The organism is Dyadobacter sp. CY347, assembly GCF_021502655.1.
GTDB lineage: Bacteria > Bacteroidota > Bacteroidia > Cytophagales > Spirosomataceae > Dyadobacter.
In genome coordinates, this window is record NZ_JAKFFT010000010.1 from 99858 (window position 1) to 123466 (window position 23609).

A 23609-nucleotide genomic window follows, 5' to 3' on the forward strand; every position below is an offset into this window, starting at 1 on the left:
TTTACTTAAATCACAGTCACTTTCACAGTCTTAGTTCTGACTATCCAGTTTTATAACACCTTAGCATGTGAATGGTTCCTTCCCGCTATTTGCCGTTCAGATTGGTGTCAAAACGCTGCACATTGTACACACCTTCGACCTCCTCCAACTTTCCGATCAGGATATCTAAGTGCTTGGTATCCTGCACATAAAGCTTGATATCGCCATTAAAAACGCCATCTTTTGTATCAATGGTCAGACCTCGCATGTTGATATGCAGCTCATTGGAAATGATCCTCGTCACATCGTTTACCAAGCCGACGCGGTCGGTTCCCGAAAGATACAATCCCGCCAGGAACGCTTCATCTTTGCCTGACTCCCATTTGGCTTTAATGATGCGGTTTCCATGCTTGGACATCAATTCCGCTGCATTCGGGCAAGTCGTTCTGTGAATTTTAATGCCTTCATTAATCGTCACAAAACCAAAAACGTCATCTCCGGCGATCGGATTACAGCATATGGCCAGTTTGTAGTCGATTTTGTCCATATCATCGCCGATCAGGAGCGTATCGCTGTCTGCCCGGTCGCCGTGAATGTGTTTAAGAAATTTAGTAAGCGTTTTGCCATCGCCTGAACTTGTGGCCGGTGAGGGAAGCGCAGGGTTGGTGTCTGTCGCCTTGCGCTCTTTCGCTTCTTTATCTCGTTTAAACCGCTTTAATTCATCAAGATGAATGTACCCCTTCCCTATCCTGTAAAAGAAATCGCTCGTTGTTTTACATTCAAAAAATGCCCTAAGCTGGTTCACAACCTCAGCTGTAAGCTCGATTCCCAGGATTTTAAGCTTCTTTTCCACCATTTGGCGGCCATCCGTTTCATAACGGCGGTTGTCCTCTTTAAGAAAATCCTTGATTCTTGCCCTGGCCTTTGATGTTACTACGATCCGCAGCCAGTCTTCGTTCGGCTTTTGTTTGCCGGATGTAATAATCTCGATTTGATCCCCATTATTAAGGACATAACTGATGGGGACGAGGATCCCGCCGACCTTGGCAGCCATACAATGCACACCCACTTCCGAGTGTATATCAAATGCAAAATCCAGCGCCGTGGCACCGCTTTGCAGCACTTTCAATTCCCCTTTTGGTGTAAAAACAAAAACTTCCTCATTGAACAAATTGCTCCTGAATTCATCCAGGAATTCGATAGCGGCCGTTTTGTCGCCGAAACCATTTTCCAATGTCTCCCTAACCTGCGTGATCCACTGCTCAATGTTGCCTCTAACCTTGGTATCGTTACCCTTATATTTCCAGTGCGCCGCATAGCCCTTCTCCGCAATTTCATCCATCCTAGAAGTCCGGATCTGCACTTCCACCCATTGCCCGCTCTTACTCATTACCGTCGAATGCAATGATTGATAGCCATTCGCACGCGGCGTGCTCAGGAAGTCTTTCAAACGATCCGGGTTAGGCTTGTAATGGTCTGTTACAATGGAATACGCTTGCCAGCAGATCGCTTTTTCCCTGTCATTTTCTGCCGAAGATTCCAGGACGATTCGAATAGCAAAAAGGTCATAGATCTCTTCAAAAGGCTTATTCTGCTTTTTCATTTTGTTCCAAATCGAATAAATCGACTTGGGACGGCCTTTTAAAATAAAATTCAAACCCGCGGCTTCAAGATCCTGCGCAATCGGCTCCATAAACTTGGAGATAAACCGATCACGAATGCCTTTGGTTTCTCTCAACTTTCGGGCAATGGCGCGATACTCCTGGGGTTCGGTGTATTTTAAATATAATTCTTCCAGCTCGGACTTAATGCTGTAAAGCCCCAGCCTGTGCGCAAGTGGCGCGTAGATGAAGATTGTTTCCGAGGCAATTTTAAGCTGCTTATCCCGAGGCATGCTGTCGAGCGTTCTCATATTATGCAGCCTGTCGGCAAGCTTAACCAGGATCACGCGCACATCATCCGAAAGCGTAAGCAGCATTTTCCGAAAGTTTTCCGCTTGCTGCGAGCTGCCATATTCAAACCTTCCCGAAATTTTTGTCAGCCCGTCGATGATTTTGGCCACCTTCTTGCCAAACAGCCGCTCAATGTCCTCGATACGCATATCCGTATCTTCAACAACATCGTGCAGCAAGGCAGCGACAATGCCTGTGGTCCCCAAACCAATCTCTTCAACTACAATCTGGGCAACGGCAAGCGGGTGATATATATAGGGTTCTCCCGACCGGCGACGCATGTCTTTATGCGCCTCTACGGAGGTGTAAAAGGCTTTTTTGATTAATTTGGCATCATTATCCTTCAAGAAGGGCTTGGCTGTTCGTAATAACCTCCGGTATTTTTTGAGAATATCCTTCCGCTCCTGTTCCAGATCAATGGTGAGGGGTTCAACGAGTTGCTCCACTGCTATATTTTAATTGGTATGCTTCACCAAAATAACAAATTCCGATGACATTTTTCAATTTAATTTTACCCAAAGATAAAATTTTCAAAAAAGTTTGGATGTATCTAAAAAATAAGAATACCTTTGCACTCCAATTCAACAAAAGGCGTTGAAAAAGGACAATAAGTGAGCGGGCGTGGCGGAACTGGTAGACGTGCTAGACTTAGGATCTAGTGCCGCAAGGCGTGGGGGTTCGATTCCCTCCGCCCGTACGATTAACAAGGGAATGACGGGGCGTCTGATTCCTATCTCAATTAGAAAGATGAACTGCTCCAAAGTTAAACCCGTCAAATGCCCTCAGGACTTCGTTTTGAGGGCATTTTTGTTTTTCTTTTCTATTTAATCTAAAAGTTTTACCCATAGCATAAGCGACACATGGAAGTTGTATTAGAACAAAATTCGCCGACATTAGCCTCTCTTAAAGTAAAGTTGACGAAAGAAGATTATCAACCTAAAATTGATAAGACGATCAAGGATTACTCAAAAAAGGTTAATCTGAAAGGCTTTCGCCCAGGCAAAGTGCCATCCCATGTGATTCAGCGCATGTATGGTAAAAGCATTCTGGTTGACGAGGTGAACAACCTGTTGAGCACGGCTGTGAGCAGCTATATCAGGGAAAATAAATTACAGGTTGTCGGCGATCCGGTTCCTAATCGTGAGAAAGCTGCGGAAGTAAACTGGGACAGCCCAAGCGAACTGGAATTCATTTATGACCTGGGCGTTGCTACGGATTTTGATATCAATTTTTCAGAGCTTCCCGCAGTAAAACGTTACACCATTAATGTGGACGACGCGGAATTGTCTAAAACGATCGAAAACCTTCGTGAGCGTTTTGCAGAAAACATTCACCCGGAAGTGAGCGAAGAAGGCGACATGATCTTCGGGGAATTGAAACAGGAATCTTCTGAGTTCACAACCCGCACTGCAATCCCTACCAAACAAGTGAAAGCAGACGCACTAGCGAAGTTCATCGGCGTTAAAAAAGGCGACGAGGTTGTTTTCGACATTCAAAATACATTTTCTGACGAAGCTGCAATTGCGCATGTGACGGGCAAGAAGAAAGAAGATATTGCAGAGCTTTCCGGTGACTTTACATTGGTTGTTGAGGACGTAACCCGTTCGGCAGCATCGGAATTGAACCAGGATCTTTTTGACAAAGTTTTGGGTGTAGGCCAGGTTGAAAGCGAAGAGCAGTTCAACGAAAAGCTTTTGGAAATCATCAAAGGAAACTACGAGCGCGAAACAGAAGCATTGCTTCGTCGTGATATAGAGAATGCTTTGCTGGACAGCATTGCCATTGAACTTCCAGCTGACTTTTTGAAAGATTGGTTGGAACGCACAAACGAAGGCAAATTCACCCGCGAGCAGATTGAGGAGCAATTCGAAGATTTCAAAAAATCATTGAAATTGAGCCTGATCAAAAACAAAGTGGCTGATAAAGAAAGCGTTAAAGTTGAGTATCCTGAAATCCTTGAATTTACCCGCAACATGGTAAAAGGACAATTCGGAATCTACGGCGACGACGAGAGCATGAAAGAAACCATTGACCGCGTTGCACAAGGTTATCTTGCTGACAAAGAACGTGATAACTATACCAATGTTTTCAATCAGGTATTTGATAACAAAGTAATGGAGATCATCCGCAGCCAGGTTTCTACGGACGAGCAGACCATTGAAGTAAGTGAATTCGAAAAATTGGCAAAAGGCGAAGAGGTCGCTGCTTAACCAGTTTCACTAATATTTTTTTTTCACCGTTCATTGCTTTTGCATGAACGGTGTTTTTATTTAAAACCAATGCGTTCGCGTTCTTCACCAATGTGCCGAATGATCCCGTCGCCGAACCATTGCTTGAATTTCATTTTCCACTGGTCGAGCTCGTTCTGCATTCTCCGGTTTTCGGCCAGTAACCGTGTATTTTCCTGACGAAGCCAATCGGTTTCTGACATGGAAAGCGAGTCGAAACCAAGTAATTCCGGCAGCGGGACATCAAGCAATTTTGCGATATTTTCTACCCTGGAAACCGACAATTCGGTTCTTCCCCTTTCCAGATCACCGTATGCCGTGGTGGACAGGCTAAGCATATCCGCCATGTTTTCCTGAGAAAGACCTTTTTGCAGCCGGATCAGGCGGATTCTTTCTGATAAGTTTGATGCAACATTCATAGCTATAGGATGATATTCTGCTTTTGAATCAATTCATAATGCAATGTAATCAGGACCTTCATTGCTGACTCTCGCAATTTTCGATAATTTATCGCTTCAATAGACAAGGATTATTCGCTGAAATAATCAATTTTGTGAAATCCAAAGAATAAAGAGGCCGGATTATTATCAGAAACTAACATATAGCGCTTTTTGTTCTTTTAATTATTTGCCCTTTAATATTACTTCAATTAAAATTTAAGTTGATCGATGAACCACGGAAATGAATTTAGAAAATACGCCGTTCACCACCTTGGGATGAATGGCCTTACAGTTGACGGCTACGTAAACCACACAGTTGAAAATATGACGCGTTCAGTGATTGAAGAGCGTCCGATGAACTTCCGTGAAGTTGATGTTTTCTCGCGCCTTATGGCCGACCGCATTATTTTTATGGGAACCGGTGTTGATGACAACATTGCCAACATTATCGTTGCCCAGCTTTTGTTCCTTGAATCTGCTGATGCGAAAAAAGATATATTAATGTATATCAACAGCCCTGGCGGTTCGGTTTATGCCGGTTTGGGAATTTATGACACGATGCAATATGTGCGTCCGGACGTTGCGACGGTTTGTACGAGCCTTGCGGCTTCTATGGGCGCGGTGCTTCTGGCAGGCGGCGCAGCAGGAAAAAGATCCGCACTTCCACATGCCCGTGTAATGATTCACCAGCCATCGGGCGGCGCGCAGGGAACGTCGGTTGACATTGAAATCACGACACGTGAGATCGTAAAACTGCGTCACGAGTTGTACGAAATCCTGGCAAACCACACGGGTCAGACGCCTGAGCAAATCGCCATCGATTCCGATCGCGACAAATGGTTAAAAGCCTTGGAAGCAAAGGATTACGGCCTGATCGACGAAGTTTTGACAAGAGACAAATAAGGTCTTAATGCCTGTATTTTAACCGCCCGGATAGGTTCCCTGTCCGGGCGGTTCTTATTATAAGGCCCGGTGCCGATTTGGTAACCCCGACAAAAAACCGGAAATTTGTAATAATGTCTTTACACAGGTTAACATAGGTAAGATTTTTGAAACATTAATTTCAGTCTTCTTGTTAATGTGGCTCCTGGTTTGTACTCAATCAGCAAGTTCAAGTTGGCGACAAACCTGCAATTATTTTAAATACAGCGAAATCAATGGCACAAGTAAGTTGTTCGTTCTGCGGACGTAAGAAAAACGAAGTAGATTTATTACTTTCCGGAATCGATGCACATATATGTAATCACTGCATTGCGCAGGGACATCAGGTAATAACAGAGGAGTTGGGGTCCAAAGAAGATAAAAAAGAGAAAAAGACCAAGTTACCGAAGCTAAAACCGATTCCTCCTCACGAAATCAAGCATTTTCTCGAACAATATGTGATCGGCCAGGACGAAGCGAAACGCTCATTGGCAGTTGCCGTTTACAATCACTATAAGCGCCTCAACCAAACATCCACAGACGATGATGTTGTGATCGAAAAGTCGAACATTATCATGGTGGGCGAAACGGGAACGGGTAAAACATACCTGGCCAAATCCATCGCACGCATTCTGCAAGTTCCTTTCTGTGTGGCGGATGCTACGGTTGTGACGGAAGCGGGTTATGTAGGTGAGGATGTTGAAACAATTTTGACAAGATTGCTGCAAGCTGCTGATTACAATGTGGAAGCAGCCGAGCGCGGGATCGTTTATATTGATGAAATTGATAAAATCGCCCGTAAATCGGACAATCCTTCAATTACCCGCGATGTGAGTGGCGAAGGCGTTCAGCAGGCACTTTTGAAATTATTGGAAGGCTCGTCTGTTAATGTTCCACCACAAGGCGGCCGCAAGCACCCGGATCAAAAAATGATCACTTTGAACACGGAAAACATCCTGTTCATTTGCGGCGGCGCTTTTGACGGCATTGAACGTCATATTGGAAAACGCATTAACACACGTCCGATTGGTTTTTCAGGTGATAACCGCATTATTGAGATCTTCGATAAAGGAAATCTGATGCGTTACGTCACAGCCATGGACCTTAAATCTTTCGGTCTGATCCCTGAATTGATCGGTCGTCTGCCTGTTTTGACGCATTTGAATCCACTAGACCGCGAAACATTGCGGAGGATTTTGACCGAGCCTAAAAATGCATTGGTAAAACAATATGCAAAATTGTTCTCCATGGAAGGCATAACCCTTCACTTTGAAGACGAAGTGCTGGACTTTATTGTTGATCAGGCTATGACGTACAAGCTAGGTGCGCGTGGTTTGCGCGCGATATGCGAGTCCATCATGACCGACGCCATGTTTGACCTGCCTTCTCAAAAAGACGTAAAAGAATTCACGCTTTCACTGGATTACGCGAAAGACAAGTTCGAGAAATCTTCGATGTCGTTACTGCGCTCAGTGGCTTAAAAAAGCGATTCATTATATTTAGAACGCCCTGCTTTCCTCTTCGGAATCCAGGGCGTTTTACTTTTTATGGCAATAGTCCTATTTTGCATTAAAATTGATTGAATAAAATGGAAAATTGGTTAGCAAATAAGTCTATTGTAATTATCGGAGGAACGACTGGGCTGGGCTTTTCTGCTGCTAAGGCTTTTGTAAGAAATGGTGCCAATGTGGTTGTTGTAGGCCGAAACCCGGAAAATTGCCTCGTTGCCGAGCTGCATCTGGGCAACACCGCCCGCGCCAAACAAGGCGACGCGACGCATCCCCAAACTGCATTAGATGCCATTCAACTTTGTATTCGTGAATTTGGAAGTTTCGATGGGTTATACCATGTTGCCGGCGGAAGCGGTGAGAAATTCGGCGATGGTCCTTTGCATGAACTGTCTTTGGAAGGCTGGAACAAGACACTAGATCTGAATTTAACCTCCTTAATGTTGTCAAACCAGGCTGCTATCCGCACATTTATGGGCATGAACAAAGGCGGCAGCATCCTGAATATGAGCTCTGTCCTGGCCCATGCGCCGGCTTCACAACATTTTGCCAATCACGCGTACGCCACTGCGAAATCTGCCGTCATTGGCTTTTCCAAATCCATTGCAGCTTCCTATGCTTCCAAAAACATCCGCGTCAATGTATTAACGCCCGGAATCATTGAAGGCGTTGAAAACAGTTCGGAAGCATCAGACAATTATATCAGAAGCAAGCAACCGCTCGATGGCGGCCGTTATGGCTTACCAGGCGATTTGGATGGTGCTTCGGTGTATTTTATGTCTGATTATGCCCGTTTTACTACCGGACAGATCTTCACAGTGGACGGAGGTTGGGAAATAACGGATGGGCAATTCTAAGCGCTGATCAATCATTGTTGTGTGAAGAAATGGTGCGGGTTGCATCACAAATCGCTTTTTTTCTTTTATTCGCGTAAATTCGTTTGATAAGTTCTTTCGGACTTGTTGGTTTTTAACTTACGCAATAGAAATATATGGCAACCGGCCCCATTGTAACGCTTACAATTAATCCCGCCCTGGATAAAAGCTCCAATGTTTCACGCATTGTGCCCGACAATAAACTGCGCTGCGATGCCCCGAACTTCGAAGCAGGCGGCGGGGGCATTAATGTAGCCAAAGCCGTACACAGGTTGGGCGGAAACCCAATCGCTATTTTCACGATTGGCGGACCGACAGGTCAGCGTTTGCACAAATTGGTGAAAGCGGAAGGCGTTGAAACAATGGTGATTGAAACGAAACAATGGACCCGCGAAAACTTCCACGTTCTGGAAACGAGCACTGGTTTTCAATATCGTTTCGGGATGCCCGGGACGGAAATGATGCCTACTGAGGTGCGTTCTATTCTCGAAACATTGGAAGAACTTGACCCAAAACCATCCTACATTATCGCCAGCGGAAGTCTGCCCCCGGGCGTTCCGGCGGATTTTTACGGACAAATTGCCAAAATCGCCAACCAGCAAGGTGCTAAGTTCATTGCCGACACATCGGGTGACGCGCTTCGCTATGCCACGGAAGCGGGGATTTATTTATTAAAACCCAACATTGACGAGCTGAGCGAGCTGGTAGGCGTTGAAAAACTCGAACTGGACGAAGTGGACGATGCTGCACGCGCATTGATCATCCGCGGACAATGTGAAATAGTTGTTGTTTCGATGGGTGCCATGGGCGCGATGCTCGTTACGGAAGACCAGGTTGAACACATTCCGGCTCCTCCTGTGGAACCAAAAAGCACAGTTGGCGCGGGCGATAGCATGCTTGCAGGAATTATCTGGACATTATCCCAGGGAAAATCGGTGCGGGAAGCGGTGCGAATGGGCGTTGCGTGCGGAACTGCCGCGACGATGAACTCGGGAAGCGAACTGTTTAAAATGCAGGATGTGAACCGACTGATGGATTGGCTCAACCGTTACGGCAAACGCTATTCTGCGAGCTGATTTTTTTTATGTGAAAAGGTAAAATAGTAAGATTTTCTTGCAGCTGCCTTTTGCATAGAAAACATTCGTTATGCCTGAACAACATACCCGCCGTGATTTTGCCAAATTAACAGCATTAACTGCTGCTGCCATAACATTCAAGCCGTTTTATATTCTTCATGCCAAACCAAAAGTGGATGGAGAAGTGATCGGTCATGGATCCTATAAATACAAAGTGCACCAAAGCTGGGGCAATCTGGACGCTGCCAAATTCCCGGTTAACAACTGCCACGAAATGGTGCAGGACAGCAAAGGGAGGCTGATCATGGTGGGCGATGAGGTCAAAAACAACATTCTCATTTACGACAGATCAGGCAAATTGCTGGAAACCTGGGGACACGAATTTCCTGGCGGTCACGGCCTTACGCTTTGGAATGCGAATGGAGAGGAATTCCTGTTTATCAGCGATCCCAACCTGGGTAAGGTCTTCAAAACAGATTTGAAAGGAAAAATTCTGCTTACTATTGAGCACCCTTCCAAAGTTGGCGCTTATAAGGAAGCTGATCCATTCAAACCTACGGAAACAGCGATTGGGCCAGATGGAACAATCTATGTTGCAGATGGTTACGGTTCTCAATGGATTTTAAGATATAATCAAAAAGGAGAATTCATTGATAAATTCGGCGGATCGGGAGATGGTGACGCACAGTTCTCAACGGCGCACGGCATATCCATCGATTACCGTGACAAAGCCAATCCAACATTGCTGATCACTTCCCGCGCACACAATGCTTTCAAGAAATTTACATTAGACGGAAAATATCTCAGCACATTGTTCCTACCCGGCGCATTCGTTTGCCGCCCGGTATTTCATGGAGACACGCTTTTCGCAGGCGTTTGCTGGTCGAGATTGCGCTATCTGAACCAGACGCCTAACTCTGGTTTTGTGACGATTATCGATAAAAATAATAAAGTAATATCGAATCCGGGCGGCACCAAACCCGTTTATCAAAATGGCGAGTTGCAGCTAATGTTGCAAGAAAAGCCCATCTTCATGCATTGCCACGATGTGTGCGTGGACCAGGATGAAAACATTTACGTGTGCCAGTGGAACGCGAAGAAAACATATCCTATCAAGCTGGAAAGAGTTTAAATCTCCATTAAAATAAGAAAATTGTTCTTGTCATAATTTGCAACACAGTTGCAAATGCTATATTTTTGCAACATTGTAACACGTTTTTGTTACTAGAACTTTGATATAGTGCATACCGTGCTGACAATGAACCGGATTGTATTCAGTCTTTTCCTTATACTGACTTCCTTTGCTTTACGCGCCCAAACTTCGGATTGCGCTTGCTTTGTAAAGGGTGTGGTGAAGGATCAGCATACGGGACAACCGATTGTGGGCGCTACTGTCCTGATAGTCGGAAAAAACAGTGGTGTTTTTACAGATGAAAACGGGCGTTACGAGTTGCGGAACCTTTGCCCGGGCGCTTATACATTGGAATGCAGGATCATCGGCTACAATCCTTTCCGTGAAAAGCTGGATCTAACTGCCGGCCATGAAGAAAATTTCAATCTTGAGGAACAGGAAGTACATTTAAAGGATGTTGAAATTACTGCGCACAGGACCGACGCGCCTAGTTCCCAGCCATTGTCGACTATTTCAGGGGCTGATCTTGACAAAACGCGGGGGCAAAATCTGGCAGAAAGTTTAAAGGGATTTACCGGCGTTACTTCCTTACAAACAGGTTCATCGATCTCAAAACCGGTCATTCACGGCCTCCATAGCAACCGGATCCTGATCATGAACAATGGTGTGCGGCAGGAAGGCCAGCAATGGGGCTCCGAGCACGCACCGGAAATTGATCCATTCATTGCAACCCGATTATCTGTTGTGAAAGGCGCTGCTGGTGTCCGCTACGGGTCAGATGCCATTGGCGGCGTCATTCTCGTGGAGCCGGAAGAGCTTCCTTTTGATAAGGCATTAAGTGGCGAAGTGAATGCGGTGGGTTTTACCAATGGCAGGCAAGGCGTTTTGTCGGGAACATTGCAAGGCAGTATCAAGGGTTTTAAAGGGTTTGGATGGAGAGCGCAGGGAACGATAAAAAGAGGCGGTAACATCCGAACGCCCGGTTATTTCCTGGATAACACAGGAATTAGTGAAAAAAACTTCTCACTGGCAGCGGGTTATCGTAACAAGGGTTTCGGAATTGATGTCTTTTACAGTCGTTTTGATACGCAGATCGGCATATTTTCCGGCTCGCACATCGGCAGCGTTACGGATCTTCTGAGTGTGATTGAAAATGGCGAGCCGTTTGTTAAATCTGGTTTCAGTTACAACATTGCCAGGCCTAATCAGAATGTGAGCCACGAGCTTATTAAAGCGGAGACACATTATCATTTTCAAAATGGCAACCGTTTTCAATGGACCATTGCGCGGCAATTGAATGACCGGAACGAGTTTGATTTACACCGCCCCAGAAACGATTCCATAGCAGCGCTCAACAAGCCGGAGCTGACATTCAAACTGACCACATTAACTAACGATGTGATTTGGGATCATAAGCCCATCGCCGGGAAACTTGCCGGGCAGCTCGGGATCAGCACATTATACCAGTATAATTTAATGGACGGCCGGCCGCTCATTCCCAATTTCAATCAGTTCAACATTGGTTTTTTCTGGATGGAACGCTATGTGACCAATGGCTGGGAACTGGAAGCAGGGGCGCGTTATGACTACCGCTCACTGACGTCTTTCAGGATCGTTAACCGTGAGAAAGTTTCACAGGATTTTAAGTTTGCCAATTTCTCGGGAACATTGGGAGCAACCCGGAATTTCTCTGAAAAATTTTCTGCCAGACTGAATTTTGGAACTGCATGGCGTGCGCCTAATGTGAGCGAATTGTTCAGCGACGGCGTGCATCATGGTGCGGCAGCTTTCGAAAAGGGCGATGCAACATTAAAAGCAGAAAAGGCGCTGAACACCATTGCCAGCGTAAAATACGCCAGCCCAAAATTTACAGCTGAGATCGGCGGTTACTACAACATTATCTCTGATTTTATTTACCTAAAACCACAACCAGAACCCATTCTGACCGTTCGCGGTGCATTTCCATACTTTAAATACACCCAAACAGACGCCAGTTTCAAAGGAATAGACCTTTCAGCAAATTGGGAGTTTATGAAACACACGACCGTTTCGAGCAAGCTGAGCTATCTGCGTGTTTATGACCGACGGAATGACAATTATCTGGTATTAATTCCTGCCAATAGGATCGATAATCAGATCAAATACGAGCTGCCGGAAGATGCGAAATGGCATAAGGCTTATTTTTCAATTGGAAATTTATTTGTAGCGCAGCAAAAGCGTGTGCCGCCAGCCAGTGACTTTTTGGCTCCCCCGAAAGCTTATTCGTTGTGGAATGCGCAGGTGGGGACAACTTTTCATGTTACTGAAAAACAGCAGCTGGAAGTCGGATTATCAGTTCAAAACATTTTCAATGTCGCTTACCGCGACTATTTGAACCGGTTCAGATATTACGCTGACGATATGGGCCGCAATGTTTCGTTGCGCCTGAAATGGAAGTTTGGCGCATATGATTAATTTTTACTCAATTACATAAATCCGTTACCTATGAGAATGACCCGCAAAATTTCCTCCATGTTGCTTTTGGCTGCGGCCGTGTCCTTTACACAATGCAAAGATGCCGGAGACGATGTCCAGATTGACGATGAAAACGAATTGATCACTTCCGTAACATTAAAATTCACAGAGGAAGGAACAACCAATGTACAGTCATTTTCGTACAAAGATGCCGATGGGGACGGTGGAAATGCACCAACTGCATTTGATACGATTGCATTGAAACCCAACAAAACCTACACATTAGCCATTGAACTTCTAGACGAAAGCAAAACGCCCGCAAGCAACATTACCGAAGAAGTTGCGGAAGAATCTGACGAGCACCTTTTTGTGTACACGCCTTCACCATCCACCTTGCTTACTTACACTTATGGCGATAAGGATGTGAACAATTATGCGATCGGGTTAACCGGGAAAGCAGTGACTACTGCCGCAGGATTGGGAAAAATGAAGGTTCAGCTGCGGCACCAGCCTGGCTCTAAAAATGGAACGCCAGGACCTGGAAGCGACGATGTGAATCTGGATTTTAACTTGAAAGTGCAATAATTAACCGCACTTTGGACAAACGCCCTGGATCAACAGATTGAAATTTTCAGGCTGGTAACCATTGGGTAATTGAACGGCAGGAATGTGTAGATTCTCAAGACAATTGGTTTCTCCACATTCACTGCATTTGAAGTGGATATGGTCGTGATGGTGCTTCTCTTCCGAGCAATTGTGCGAGCATAATGCATAGCGCAATCCCTCATCATCCAGCACCTTATGAATGATGCCTTTTTCAAGAAAGGTTTTTAATGTGCGGTAAATGGTCACCCGATCGTAGTTCTCACCCAGCGCTCCTTCCAGATCACCATGAGACAACGCATTTTTCTTAGTTATAAATGTAGAAAGTACATCTTCACGGCATGTTGTCGTCCGCAGATGATGCCCTTTCAATGTTTCTCTTAACTGATCCATTTTTTCCAATAATTAATTTTGGAACCCCATACCGATATTCCGTACGGGTATTCCATACTGGGTATACTTTTTACAAAACCTTTCCTGCCAAAGTTAAGTTCTAACTGCTACAATTTCAAAAGCGATTTGGTTAATGCTGAAAATCAGGAGCCCGCTTTTAAGAAAAATAATTGTGCAACTTTGTTGCAAGTGATAGCGGATAGGTTTATTTTTGCAACGTTATTGTATATAGGATGAAAGCAGAACACTCACATAGCAAAGCAGATTATATCGGAATCCTGGGTTCTGTGTTATGCATCGTGCATTGCCTGCTGATGCCTGCACTGGCATTCGGCACGACGATGACTGCGCATCACGACCATGCAGGCCTTATTTCTCTCGACTATCTGTTTATCCTGATCAATGGAGTTGCCGTTTATTTTGCGACCAAAAACCATAAATCTGTGGCAGTAAGGACGATTCTTTGGGGCTCGTTGGCGCTATTCTCCGTTTCACTGATTTTCGAAGCAGCACATCCTGTATTTACCTGGCTGGGTTATATTGGCTCCGGATTGCTGATCATCGGACATTTGATCAATCTGTACATTTGCCAGATCGCACCGAAGATGAAGTGGAAAGTTTCCTGACTTTTACTTGTCGTATTCTACTTCAAATCTGCTTAAATCCGGCCTGTGAGGCCTTTTACGATTTAACTCATATTCAAAAATTGTCTTGCCGAGATTGGTCATGAAAGGAAAGCCCACCTTTTCATAATCATATTGATCATCATTGAAGATTTGATCTTCGTTGCAGTAGATAACCGCAGTCAGCATAAATTCAATTCCCTTCTCAAAATCTGCGATATAGGCATTATCCAGGAGAAAGCCGTAAGCATCGCCTACCTTATTAAAAAGCCGGATGTGCCTTGGTAACCTCGTTTTAGTGGCTCCAAAAAGCAGAAATTTTGCATAACCATCGTAGTAATCATCCGTATAATGTTCCGGAAAGCTCGTCTCAACCGGGAACTGGGACATGTATTGGTATATAAAACGATAATCGTCCGGGGTAAGGTTAAACCGCTGGCTCGCAGGCACCTGCTCAGGAAAAAATAGCGTTTTCAGTAACCGGTGCTGATCTTCCAGTGCGAAGTAATTTTTACTTGAAAAATCAAAAGGCTCATTCACCAGCACATTGTCTTTCATATAACCTTTCCCCAACAAAACAGGCGTCGGCGATTTGAGTTCTTTTGCTGCATATTTCGCTGGCTGCTCAAAAATTACCTTGCCATCCTTTTCAAACCGGATGGGATTGGTATACCTGTTGTTTTCAGGTCCTATGGGTGATTCCAGCCTGTGGGTGATCCTTGTATTCGTAAAGCCCTTTTTGTGGAGCGAATCATTAAACGCTTCCTGCCCGATAAATTCATACAACCGGTTAAATGCATCATTATCACTTACCAGCAGGATCTTTTTAGCATAATGTGCAACGGAAGGAACGCCGTTTTCGGCAGTTGTATCAGATTTTACTGCGGTTTGTTCGGGTCTTTCGGCGCCGGTGAACATGGGCGTATTTTTGTCAATGCCCAGTTTATTCAGTTTTTCAAAAGCCAGCGCGACGGCGGGGAGCTTTACTGTGCTTGCGGGATAAAAGTATTTCGAATTATTGACCTGATACCGGTGCGTGGTGAAATGCGGCTCGTTTTTCCGGTTCCGGTCAATCTTCGTATACAGGATCTGGATTTGATATTTGTCTGGATCTTTGAGCAATTCGGCAAACCTTTCGGGATGCTTTTTGAGTAATTTTTCAATGAAATTGTCGGCCTGAAATTGTGCTGGAGAAGGCAATGAAACCAATGGTAAAAGCAAGTATAGCAACAATTTATAACCTCGTAACAAAATCATGGAAATCCCTGGGCACGTGTAAAACGAAGATACAATATTTATTTTAAAGGGCTGGCGGAATTATATTTTACTGATAACGGCCTTTACTTATTTGAATATAAACATGGGCGAATAATGGAAGAAAACAAATTGCGCAGCCGCGGATGGTTCGGGAAGTCTGGTAAGGATGGATTTATATACAGGGCCTGGATGAAAAACCAGGGTTACCCGGCAGATGAATTCGACGGACGACCGGTAATCGGAATTTGCAATACATTTTCGGAATTAACGCCTTGCAATGGCCACTTTCGGGAACTGGCGGAATCCGTAAAACGCGGTGTATGGGAAGCAGGCGGCTTCCCGGTTGAATTTCCGGTTATGTCCCTGGGCGAAACATTGATGAAACCTACGGCCATGCTCTACCGAAACCTGGCGAGTATGGATGTGGAAGAATCGATCCGCGCCAACCCGGTTGACGGCGTTGTGCTGCTTTGTGGCTGTGACAAAACCACGCCTTCGCTTGTTATGGGCGCTGCCAGCGTAGATATTCCCACAATCGTAGTTTCCGGCGGCCCTATGCTGACCGGCCGTTACAGAGGCAAAAGCATTGGCACGAGCGACATCTGGCGGTTCAGCGAAATGTACCGGAAAGGCGACCTTACACAGGAAGAATTCACAACCTCAGAAGCCTGCATGTGTCGCAGCAACGGACATTGTGCCGTGATGGGAACAGCTTCGACCATGGCTTGTATGGTGGAATCGCTTGGCTTAACATTGCCAGAAAATGCTGCTATTCCGGCAGCGGATTCACGCCGAAAAGTGCTTGCCCATCTGTCGGGACGCAGGATTGTGCAGATGGTGCACGAAGATCTGCGCCTGTCCCAAATATTAACTAAAGAAGCTTTCGAGAATGCTATAATGCTCAATGCAGCGATTGGCGGATCAACGAACTTTGTCATACATCTTCTGGCCATTGCAGGTCGGATTGGAGTGGATCTTTCTTTGGATGATTTCAATGCGCTTTGTGCGAAAGTGCCTCTCCTGCTTAATTTGCAGCCTTCCGGTGGCTATTTTATGGAAGATTTCTATTATGCGGGCGGCTTGCCTGTCGTGATCAAGGAAATGCTCTCATTGCTTCATCCGAATGTAATTACGGCCAATGGTAAGACAATGGCCGAAAATTGCAGCACAGCGGAATGTTTCGACCCGGAAGTGATCGGGACGCTTACCGAGCCCGTTAAGGATCTGACGGGACTCGCCGTTGTGCGTGGTAATCTTTGCATAAATGGTGCGGTTATCAAGCCTTCGGCATCATTGAAACCGGAATTAATGCAGCACCGCGGGCGGGCAGTCGTGTTTGAAGACATTGACGACTATAAGGCACGCCTAGACGATCCGGACCTGGATGTGGATGAAAACAGTGTTTTGGTTCTAAAAAACGTAGGACCGAAAGGTTATCCGGGAATGCCGGAAGTAGGAAATATGTCATTGCCTAAAAAACTGCTTGCCCAGGGGGTGATCGACATGGTACGGATTTCTGACGGGCGCATGAGCGGGACCGGATTTGGAACGGTTGTTTTGCACGTTTCCCCGGAAGCAGCTGTCGGTGGGACCCTGGCATTGGTGCAGGACGGTGATTACATTGTACTGGATGTTGAAAACCGAAAACTGCACCTCGAAGTGTCGGATGAAGAGCTGGCAGAACGCGGTAAATCGTGGAAGCCACTGGAGATGGGCTATAAAAGAGGTTATGTGAACCTGCACATTAACCACGTGATGCAAGCGCACGAAGGTGCCGATCTGGACTTCCTTGTAGGAGGCTCAGGAGATAAGGTAACAAGAGATTCGCATTAAGTTAAAGGCTGTTCATAGCCTTTTCAAAATGATAACATTGTAATGAGCAGCCAATTATTTGATAATCAAGTAGCGATTGTAACGGGAGCGGGACAGGGAATCGGATTTGAGATAGCCAAACAGCTCGCGTCCCAGGGCGCGTGCGTGATTTTGAATGACTTTGACGAGGACTTAGCCAAAGAAGCGGCAAGCAAGATCCGGAGTCTGGAAGGAGAATGTGTTGCATTTGCGGGCGATGCTTCGAAAGTTGAAGTGATTGAAGGCATGGTGGAAGAGGCTGTCAAATGTTTTGGAAAACTCTCCATTGTGGTTGCAAATGCAGGTATTACGCTTTTCGGAGACTTTTTTACTTACCCGGAAGAAAATTTGAGAAAGGTCCTGGAAGTAAACCTGATGGGATCTTTCTTACTTACCCAAGCTGCTGCGCGACAAATGCGTGCGCAAAAAGCGGGTGGCAGGATATTGCTGATGTCGTCCGTGGTCGGACATCAGGCGCACCAGTTTCTGGGCGCCTATGCGATGACGAAAGCGGGATTGGAAATGCTGGCTAAAAACCTTGTGCTGGAACTGTCCCCATTCGGGATCACCATTAACACCGTAGCACCCGGCGCAACATTGACTGAAAGAACATTGGCCGAAGATCCGACTTACCCTAAAATGTGGTCTGCAATTACGCCTATGGGCCGGCCGGCAATTTGTGAAGACATTGCCAATGCTGCTTTATTCCTCCTATCCCCGCATTCCGGGCACATTACGGGACAAAGCCTGGTTGTGGACGGTGGATGGACTTCGGTAAGCCCCCTACCCGACCTAAGCAACTTACATGTAAATAAAGATTAGTCCTCCATTCCCTGGGAAAACAGCTGTGCTTCCAGGTCATCAATGTTCCCGTCGGGAGACACGAAAAGCTCGCGCGGCTTGGAAGAGGCGACGGGAATAACCGTCATGAATGTGCGATACTGAGCATCTGTAATGATTTTCAATGTCAACGCTCTTTTCAGCACCATCGGGAATGGGACTTTAAAGAAATTGGCTATATCAGAAGCGAGGAAATCCGGTATTTTAGAAATGTCATTCCTGAAAAAGCTCTCCACTTCTTCAAAAGGCAACAATGCTTCGAATATCAATCTTTCGGAACGTGCAGCTAGTGAAGTTGTATTTGTATATAATGTATGCAAACCGAGTGAAACGGTCAACAAATGAATGTGGTAATTCCGCTCATTTATTTCCGAAGCAGCATTGACGAACACCCATCCTTTTTGCCGATAAATCGCAGAAAAGCCTTTAAAATTAGGATCAACATGATGCAGCTGGGCAATTTTAATTCCCTCAGGATAAGGTAGTTTGTGACCGATCTGGTGCACAATGTCCTGCGCATAAGAAATGTCTGCAACCGCGCCCGCAGGCTCTATCATCCAATCCCCATTCACTAATCCCTCAAAAAGCGAATCAGCCAGCCGCTGACTTTCCACCTGACCAAGATGCAGGACGATCCGGTTACCACGCACCGAAAAATCGAGAAGTAGCTGGTTCTTAGGTTGCTTTTTAGCCATAGTGTTAGGATGTTGAGGTCAGAATTTCAAAGATACAGCCTTGCGCATTCCGCAGCAAAACCTTTTCGCTTTTTATCTCCAGTTCAATGTGTTCAAAAGCTGGATCATGTCCTTCTGCAAATAATCAATGACGGGCGCCAGCGAATCGTTTTTTGTGGCAGTTGGAAAGTAAATAGCGCCACGCATGAAGTGTTTTGTGCTATCCGTCGTATAAAATTGGTAAGGGCTGGGCACATCGCCTTCGATTTTGAATAAAATGGCGGTTTTACCGGTTTTGCTCAAAACGCGCTGCTCCTGAATGGCCGACGCGCGGATCTGATGCTTGCTGGCCAGCTTGTAAGAATCGTCAATGTAGGCTTTTAGTAATGCTGGATTATTATCAATGTCTTTGTAAGTGATTTGAATGTTGGCTTTGAACTGAGGATAATTTATAAAAATCCAATGCTTGCCTGCGGTTCGGAAAGTGTCGGGCAAAGCCTCTGCAAATCTGGAAATTTCGAAGGTGTAAGGGTGCTCCTGCGCTAGTTTTTGATAGGCGTGCGGTGGCAGGTCTACCCGGTTAAACCCTTTGGGCTTAGGCACATAACTGGCTTCTTTTTTACTGCATGATGCGGAGACAATGCATATGACAGCGAAAAGCAGTATTTTTTTAAACATTGAAATGATCCCTTTTGTAAAACTGAACGCGCAAACTTAACGAAAACAACATTACATTATTTCCTGCAATGTTTTGTACAAAATAAAAAGCGAAACTGCCTTTACGACAACTTCGCTTTTTAACGATTACAAATCAAATGCTATTCGACTGTCACTGATTTTGCCAGATTTCGGGGCTGGTCTACATTTCTGCCGCGCATCACCGCAATGTAGTAAGACAGCAATTGCAAGGGAATTACCGAAACCAATGGCGTCAGCAATTCATGTACTTTGGGCACCTCAATCACAAAATCCACCATGCCTGGAATAAGCGTATCACCCTCAGTTACAATGGCAATTACCCGTCCTTTCCTCGCCTTGACTTCCTGGATGTTGGAAACGATTTTTTCATAAGAACCATCTTTCGTCGCCAGAAAAACCACCGGCATATCCTCGTCAATGAGTGCAATAGGCCCGTGCTTCATTTCTGCTGCGGGGTAACCTTCGGCGTGGATGTAGGAAATCTCTTTCAATTTAAGAGCGCCTTCCAGTGCAACCGGGAAATTCAAGCCTCTTCCCAGATAAATAAAGTTGCGTGCATAGGTGAATATAAATGCGATCTCCTTGATCTTATCCGCATTCTCGAACACTTTTTCCACCTTGGCAGGAATAGTTTCCAGCTCGATGAGCAGTTGACGGTAAGTTTCTTCAGATATGGTTCCCTTTCGCTTTGCCGTAGCAATGGCAATCAGAGTAAGCACAGTTACCTGCGCAGTAAATGCTTTCGTACTCGCCACCCCGATTTCCGGTCCTGCGTGCGTATAAGCGCCTGCATGCGTTGCGCGTGCTATGGACGATCCCACAACATTGCAGACACCAAATATGGTCGCACCCTTTGACTTGGCGAGCTCAATGGCAGCCAATGTATCCGCCGTTTCGCCAGATTGGGAAATCGCAATTACAATGTCCTTTTCATTAATAACCGGATTTCGGTAACGGAATTCCGAAGCATATTCAACCTCCACATTAACCCTTGCCAGTTCTTCAAAAAGATATTCTGCGACCAGACCGGCATGCCAGGAAGTGCCGCAGCCTACGATTACGATGCGATCAGCTTCTGCCAATTTATCAAGATAATTTGCCAGTCCGCCCAACTGCAAATGTGCATCATCTGCACGCAGCCGGCCGCGCATACTGTCCGCGATGGAACGCGGCTGTTCAAAAATTTCTTTGATCATGAAATGGTCATAACCACCTTTTTCAATGGTTTCCAGCTCCATTTCGAGCTTTTGGATATAAGGAATCGTTTCTGTGTTATCGAGATTCTGAATGCTTAACCGACCTTCACTGATCACAGCAACTTCATAATCATCCAGATAAACCACATCTTTGGTATACTCAATGATCGGCGTAGCGTCGGATGCAAAGAAAAATTCATCTTCTCCAATCCCAATCACCAACGGACTTCCCTTTCTCGCGGCAATTAGCTGTCCCGGATGATCCACAGACATGACCACGATCGCGTAAGCGCCCACGACTTCTTTCAGTGCGTGTTTTACAGCAGATTCAAGCGAGCCGCCTGTTTCCTGCTGAATGTCTTCTATAAAATGAATAAGGACTTCTGTGTCAGTATCACTCAGAAACTTATGCCCTTTTGTGACCAGATTTTGTTTAATCGAAGCATAGTTTTCGATAATGCCATTATGAATGATGGAAAGCCTGCGGTTGTTGGAGTAATGCGGGTGCGCATTGACGTCATTTGGCTCTCCGTGCGTGGCCCAGCGCGTGTGGCCGATGCCTATTGTGGCGGTTAAATGTTTGGAAGCAAGCTCACTTTCGAGGTCGGATACCTTTCCTTTTTTCTTATAAATATCCAATTTGTCATTTTCCAGCAATGCAATTCCGGAACTGTCATAACCCCGGTATTCTAATCTTTTAAGACCTTTAAGAATTAAGGGATAAGCTTCTCTGCTTCCCACATAAGCTACAATTCCACACATATTTTACGAAATTAATTTGAGTGTATGTTGAATGATACGGTGCAAATAAATAGCAATCAGGAATGCTTAACAAGCTATATTCTAATTAATTACTAAAAATTATCCAATTTAGTAAGAGTGCTCGAACACATCATAAATATCAGGCACATTGACTTTTGCGACTGGCACAAAAAAAATGGCGACCATTGTGGCCGCCATCCGTTCAGTGTTATGTTTCTGATCAGTTCATCAGATCCGTATACAGATTGTAATATGATTCAGAGAACTTCTCGTCCTGCTCGTCAAGCTCAACGCGTTTCGGTGCATTGTTGAAAATCTGGTTCAGACTTTCGCTGCAATGATCGTCCGCTTTCAAAACCGCGTCCGCATATGCACAACCGATTTTTACAAATCCTTCAAAATCATTAGAACGTAAATGAGCCAAAGCTTCATCACTCACATCCATTGCTTTCGCTTTGTTGTGTAAATCTGCGTCAAATTTGTAGTCAAACGCGTTATTATGCACTGTGAACACACTTTTCGTATCCTTAAACATCGGATCGTTACGGTAAGTGGTTTTCAGGTACAATGGAATCAAAGCCGTCATCCAGTCGTTGCAATGCACTACGTCAGGAGCCCAACCCAGTTTTTTTACGGTTTCCAATACACCTTTGCAGAAGAAAATCGCACGTTCGTCATTATCGTCGTAAAAGTTATTCTCCTTATCGAAGAACACCGATTTGCGGTGAAAATAGTCGTCATTATCAATAAAATAAACTTGCAGCTTCGCGTTTGGAATGGAAGCAACTTTAATGATTAATGGCTTTTCTTCATCTCCTACGGTAATATTTATTCCTGACAGTCGAACTACTTCATGAAGCCTGTTTTTGCGTTCATTGATAAGACCAAAACGGGGAACAAGAATTCTGATTTCTGCACCTCGTTCCTGCATTGCCTGAGGAAGTTTCCTAACGTAATCGGCAACATCGGTGGTTTGGAGGAAAGGATTGATTTCACTGGCTACATACAAAATTCGTAGTTTCTCCATAGATGTTTTAGCAGTTTGTGAAAAAAAGTTTTGCAAAATTATACAAAAAAAATGGCAAAATCAAAAAATATTCCAAACTAAATGTCATATTGCGCTCAGTTTGGGAATTCCCATTCCAAATTTTTTTCATCGCCCACGGATGGCTGCTCACATAATAGAAAAGCATTCGCTGCGGTTTGATTACTCCCTCTGATTCCACTTTTTCAATGGAAGTATTTACTTCAATCAAAGGCCTGCGCAGTTTCCTCGATCAACAACTTTTAGAGCAAAAAACTATTGGGCTTATCCCGACAATGGGCGCTCTGCATGAAGGTCACATTTCACTTGTTGACGCATCTATTAAAGAAAATGACATTACGGTCGCCAGTATTTTCGTCAATCCGACGCAATTCAATAACCCGGAAGATCTGCTGAAATATCCGCGGACAATGGATGAAGATTGCGGAATGCTGGAACGAGCAGGCTGCACAGCCGTTTTCGCACCGTCCGTAGAGGAAATGTATCCCGAAAAATCGTCCCTGATTATCAATTTCGGCACGCTGGAAAGCGTCATGGAAGGTGCGTCAAGACCAGGACATTTCAATGGTGTAGGAATCGTCGTTTCCAAGCTCTTTCACATCGTCAGCCCCCACCGCGCTTATTTCGGTCAAAAAGATTTGCAGCAGGTTTCAATTATCAAAAGGCTGGTCGCCGACCTGGCATTTAACCTGGAACTGATCGTCTGCCCCACCATAAGAGAAACAGACGGCCTGGCCATGTCCTCCCGCAACCGCAGGCTCAATGATGCAGAACGCGCAATTGCTCCACATATTTACAGGATTTTGCAAGAAGCAAAAATGGATTTGCAAGCGGGAAAAGCGATACATGAAGTTATGTCAGCAGCAACCGAAGCATTCAACAGCATTCCCGAATTTAAACTTGATTATTTCGAAGTGGCGGATGTGAAAACATTGCAGCCTATCTCAGCGATTGGCGCTGCTGAGACGAATGCTATCTGTGTAGCAGCGTTTCTTGGACCGGTTAGGTTGATTGATAATGTTGTGTTTTAGGAACTTGTTCGCAGCTACCAAGCCCTGTCAGCCTGAGCGGAGTCGAAGGCGCGTTACTCCTTGGTAACGT

At 45.2% G+C, this 23609-nt stretch carries 20 protein-coding genes and 1 tRNA gene; 13 read left to right on the plus strand and 8 right to left on the minus strand.

The genetic code is table 11. The annotated features are described in order from the left end of the window. Nucleotides 1-85 precede the first annotated feature (85 nt). The gene (locus tag L0659_RS23405; protein ID WP_235129003.1) at nucleotides 86-2377 is read right to left on the minus strand and encodes a bifunctional (p)ppGpp synthetase/guanosine-3',5'-bis(diphosphate) 3'-pyrophosphohydrolase; all 2292 of its coding nucleotides are present in this window, start codon (nucleotides 2375-2377) and stop codon (nucleotides 86-88) included. A 169-nt stretch (nucleotides 2378-2546) separates the two neighbouring features. Here L0659_RS23405 and L0659_RS23410 point away from each other — a divergent pair. After that, nucleotides 2547-2628: transfer RNA gene (locus L0659_RS23410), tRNA-Leu, on the plus strand. Nucleotides 2629-2791: 163 nt separating this feature from the next. Then, nucleotides 2792-4141, plus strand: coding sequence for a trigger factor (gene tig, locus L0659_RS23415; RefSeq protein WP_235129004.1), 1350 nt, complete (start codon nucleotides 2792-2794; stop codon nucleotides 4139-4141). Between the two features lie 56 nt (nucleotides 4142-4197). Here the strand turns inward: tig and L0659_RS23420 are convergent, their stop codons facing one another. Beyond that, nucleotides 4198-4578 carry a helix-turn-helix domain-containing protein gene (locus L0659_RS23420; protein ID WP_235129005.1) on the minus strand — a complete coding sequence of 127 codons (381 nt, stop codon included), beginning with the start codon at nucleotides 4576-4578 and terminating at the stop codon, nucleotides 4198-4200. Between the two features lie 249 nt (nucleotides 4579-4827). On the opposite strand from L0659_RS23420, the gene L0659_RS23425 reads away from it, so the two are divergent. The 7 genes from L0659_RS23425 to L0659_RS23455 all read left to right on the plus strand — a co-directional run bounded on the left by L0659_RS23425 (nucleotide 4828) and on the right by L0659_RS23455 (nucleotide 13150). Continuing rightward, nucleotides 4828-5502, plus strand: coding sequence for a ClpP family protease (locus L0659_RS23425; RefSeq protein WP_026630572.1), 675 nt, complete (start codon nucleotides 4828-4830; stop codon nucleotides 5500-5502). Nucleotides 5503-5756: 254 nt separating this feature from the next. Then, on the plus strand, nucleotides 5757-7001 hold the full coding sequence (clpX, locus tag L0659_RS23430; RefSeq protein WP_235129006.1) for an ATP-dependent Clp protease ATP-binding subunit ClpX: 1245 nt from the start codon (nucleotides 5757-5759) through the stop codon (nucleotides 6999-7001). A 107-nt stretch (nucleotides 7002-7108) separates the two neighbouring features. After that, a complete protein-coding gene (locus L0659_RS23435; protein WP_235129007.1) occupies nucleotides 7109-7885 on the plus strand; it encodes an SDR family NAD(P)-dependent oxidoreductase in 777 nt (258 codons plus the stop codon). A gap of 134 nt (nucleotides 7886-8019) precedes the next feature. Then, on the plus strand, nucleotides 8020-8979 hold the full coding sequence (locus tag L0659_RS23440) for a 1-phosphofructokinase family hexose kinase (RefSeq protein ID WP_233795327.1): 960 nt from the start codon (nucleotides 8020-8022) through the stop codon (nucleotides 8977-8979). 70 nt (nucleotides 8980-9049) lie between these two features. Further along, nucleotides 9050-10111: a 6-bladed beta-propeller gene (locus L0659_RS23445; protein WP_235129008.1), complete on the plus strand. Its 1062-nt coding sequence runs from the start codon at nucleotides 9050-9052 to the stop codon at nucleotides 10109-10111. A gap of 126 nt (nucleotides 10112-10237) precedes the next feature. Further along, nucleotides 10238-12565, plus strand: coding sequence for a TonB-dependent receptor (locus tag L0659_RS23450; protein WP_235129009.1), 2328 nt, complete (start codon nucleotides 10238-10240; stop codon nucleotides 12563-12565). Nucleotides 12566-12601: 36 nt separating this feature from the next. Further along, nucleotides 12602-13150 carry a hypothetical protein gene (locus L0659_RS23455; RefSeq protein WP_235129010.1) on the plus strand — a complete coding sequence of 183 codons (549 nt, stop codon included), beginning with the start codon at nucleotides 12602-12604 and terminating at the stop codon, nucleotides 13148-13150. Here the strand turns inward: L0659_RS23455 and L0659_RS23460 are convergent, their stop codons facing one another. After that, nucleotides 13151-13561 (minus strand): Fur family transcriptional regulator, encoded by a 411-nt coding sequence (locus L0659_RS23460; RefSeq protein WP_235129011.1) that lies wholly within the window; start codon nucleotides 13559-13561, stop codon nucleotides 13151-13153. A gap of 233 nt (nucleotides 13562-13794) precedes the next feature. Between L0659_RS23460 and L0659_RS23465 the strand changes: the two genes are divergently transcribed. Beyond that, complete coding sequence (locus L0659_RS23465) at nucleotides 13795-14187, plus strand: MerC domain-containing protein (RefSeq protein WP_235129012.1); 393 nt, start codon at nucleotides 13795-13797, stop codon at nucleotides 14185-14187. 3 nt (nucleotides 14188-14190) lie between these two features. On the opposite strand, the gene L0659_RS23470 is transcribed toward L0659_RS23465, so the two are convergent. Beyond that, nucleotides 14191-15405 (minus strand): serine hydrolase, encoded by a 1215-nt coding sequence (locus L0659_RS23470; RefSeq protein ID WP_235129013.1) that lies wholly within the window; start codon nucleotides 15403-15405, stop codon nucleotides 14191-14193. 150 nt (nucleotides 15406-15555) lie between these two features. On the opposite strand from L0659_RS23470, the gene L0659_RS23475 reads away from it, so the two are divergent. After that, nucleotides 15556-17274, plus strand: a complete 1719-nt coding sequence (locus tag L0659_RS23475) for an IlvD/Edd family dehydratase (protein WP_235129014.1) — start codon at nucleotides 15556-15558, stop codon at nucleotides 17272-17274. A gap of 42 nt (nucleotides 17275-17316) precedes the next feature. Beyond that, nucleotides 17317-18114 carry an SDR family NAD(P)-dependent oxidoreductase gene (locus tag L0659_RS23480; protein WP_235129015.1) on the plus strand — a complete coding sequence of 266 codons (798 nt, stop codon included), beginning with the start codon at nucleotides 17317-17319 and terminating at the stop codon, nucleotides 18112-18114. Here L0659_RS23480 and L0659_RS23485 read toward each other — a convergent pair. The 4 genes from L0659_RS23485 to L0659_RS23500 all read right to left on the minus strand — a co-directional run bounded on the left by L0659_RS23485 (nucleotide 18111) and on the right by L0659_RS23500 (nucleotide 22490). Continuing rightward, nucleotides 18111-18827, minus strand: coding sequence for a hypothetical protein (locus tag L0659_RS23485; RefSeq protein WP_235129016.1), 717 nt, complete (start codon nucleotides 18825-18827; stop codon nucleotides 18111-18113). The two genes, L0659_RS23480 and L0659_RS23485, sit on opposite strands and share 4 nt — an antisense overlap. Nucleotides 18828-18899: 72 nt before the next feature. Then, nucleotides 18900-19484 (minus strand): gliding motility lipoprotein GldD, encoded by a 585-nt coding sequence (gene gldD / locus L0659_RS23490; protein WP_235129017.1) that lies wholly within the window; start codon nucleotides 19482-19484, stop codon nucleotides 18900-18902. A 140-nt stretch (nucleotides 19485-19624) separates the two neighbouring features. Next, complete coding sequence (glmS, locus tag L0659_RS23495; RefSeq protein WP_235129018.1) at nucleotides 19625-21463, minus strand: glutamine--fructose-6-phosphate transaminase (isomerizing); 1839 nt, start codon at nucleotides 21461-21463, stop codon at nucleotides 19625-19627. Nucleotides 21464-21683: 220 nt separating this feature from the next. After that, nucleotides 21684-22490 carry a glycogen/starch synthase gene (locus tag L0659_RS23500; RefSeq protein WP_026630556.1) on the minus strand — a complete coding sequence of 269 codons (807 nt, stop codon included), beginning with the start codon at nucleotides 22488-22490 and terminating at the stop codon, nucleotides 21684-21686. A 206-nt stretch (nucleotides 22491-22696) separates the two neighbouring features. Between L0659_RS23500 and panC the strand changes: the two genes are divergently transcribed. Then, nucleotides 22697-23539: a pantoate--beta-alanine ligase gene (gene panC, locus L0659_RS23505; protein WP_235129019.1), complete on the plus strand. Its 843-nt coding sequence runs from the start codon at nucleotides 22697-22699 to the stop codon at nucleotides 23537-23539. Nucleotides 23540-23609: the final 70 nt, after the last annotated feature.

Coding starts and splice junctions, on each gene's coding strand:
- tig (WP_235129004.1), top strand. CDS start 2,792: ATGGAAGTTGTATTAGAACAAAATTCGCCGACATTAGCCTCTCTTAAA.
- L0659_RS23420 (WP_235129005.1), bottom strand. CDS start 4,578: ATGAATGTTGCATCAAACTTATCAGAAAGAATCCGCCTGATCCGGCTG.
- L0659_RS23425 (WP_026630572.1), top strand. CDS start 4,828: ATGAACCACGGAAATGAATTTAGAAAATACGCCGTTCACCACCTTGGG.
- clpX (WP_235129006.1), top strand. CDS start 5,757: ATGGCACAAGTAAGTTGTTCGTTCTGCGGACGTAAGAAAAACGAAGTA.
- L0659_RS23435 (WP_235129007.1), top strand. CDS start 7,109: ATGGAAAATTGGTTAGCAAATAAGTCTATTGTAATTATCGGAGGAACG.
- L0659_RS23440 (WP_233795327.1), top strand. CDS start 8,020: ATGGCAACCGGCCCCATTGTAACGCTTACAATTAATCCCGCCCTGGAT.
- L0659_RS23445 (WP_235129008.1), top strand. CDS start 9,050: ATGCCTGAACAACATACCCGCCGTGATTTTGCCAAATTAACAGCATTA.
- L0659_RS23450 (WP_235129009.1), top strand. CDS start 10,238: ATGAACCGGATTGTATTCAGTCTTTTCCTTATACTGACTTCCTTTGCT.
- L0659_RS23455 (WP_235129010.1), top strand. CDS start 12,602: ATGACCCGCAAAATTTCCTCCATGTTGCTTTTGGCTGCGGCCGTGTCC.
- L0659_RS23460 (WP_235129011.1), bottom strand. CDS start 13,561: ATGGATCAGTTAAGAGAAACATTGAAAGGGCATCATCTGCGGACGACA.
- L0659_RS23465 (WP_235129012.1), top strand. CDS start 13,795: ATGAAAGCAGAACACTCACATAGCAAAGCAGATTATATCGGAATCCTG.
- L0659_RS23475 (WP_235129014.1), top strand. CDS start 15,556: ATGGAAGAAAACAAATTGCGCAGCCGCGGATGGTTCGGGAAGTCTGGT.
- L0659_RS23480 (WP_235129015.1), top strand. CDS start 17,317: ATGAGCAGCCAATTATTTGATAATCAAGTAGCGATTGTAACGGGAGCG.
- L0659_RS23485 (WP_235129016.1), bottom strand. CDS start 18,827: ATGGCTAAAAAGCAACCTAAGAACCAGCTACTTCTCGATTTTTCGGTG.
- gldD (WP_235129017.1), bottom strand. CDS start 19,484: ATGTTTAAAAAAATACTGCTTTTCGCTGTCATATGCATTGTCTCCGCA.
- glmS (WP_235129018.1), bottom strand. CDS start 21,463: ATGTGTGGAATTGTAGCTTATGTGGGAAGCAGAGAAGCTTATCCCTTA.
- L0659_RS23500 (WP_026630556.1), bottom strand. CDS start 22,490: ATGGAGAAACTACGAATTTTGTATGTAGCCAGTGAAATCAATCCTTTC.
- panC (WP_235129019.1), top strand. CDS start 22,697: ATGGAAGTATTTACTTCAATCAAAGGCCTGCGCAGTTTCCTCGATCAA.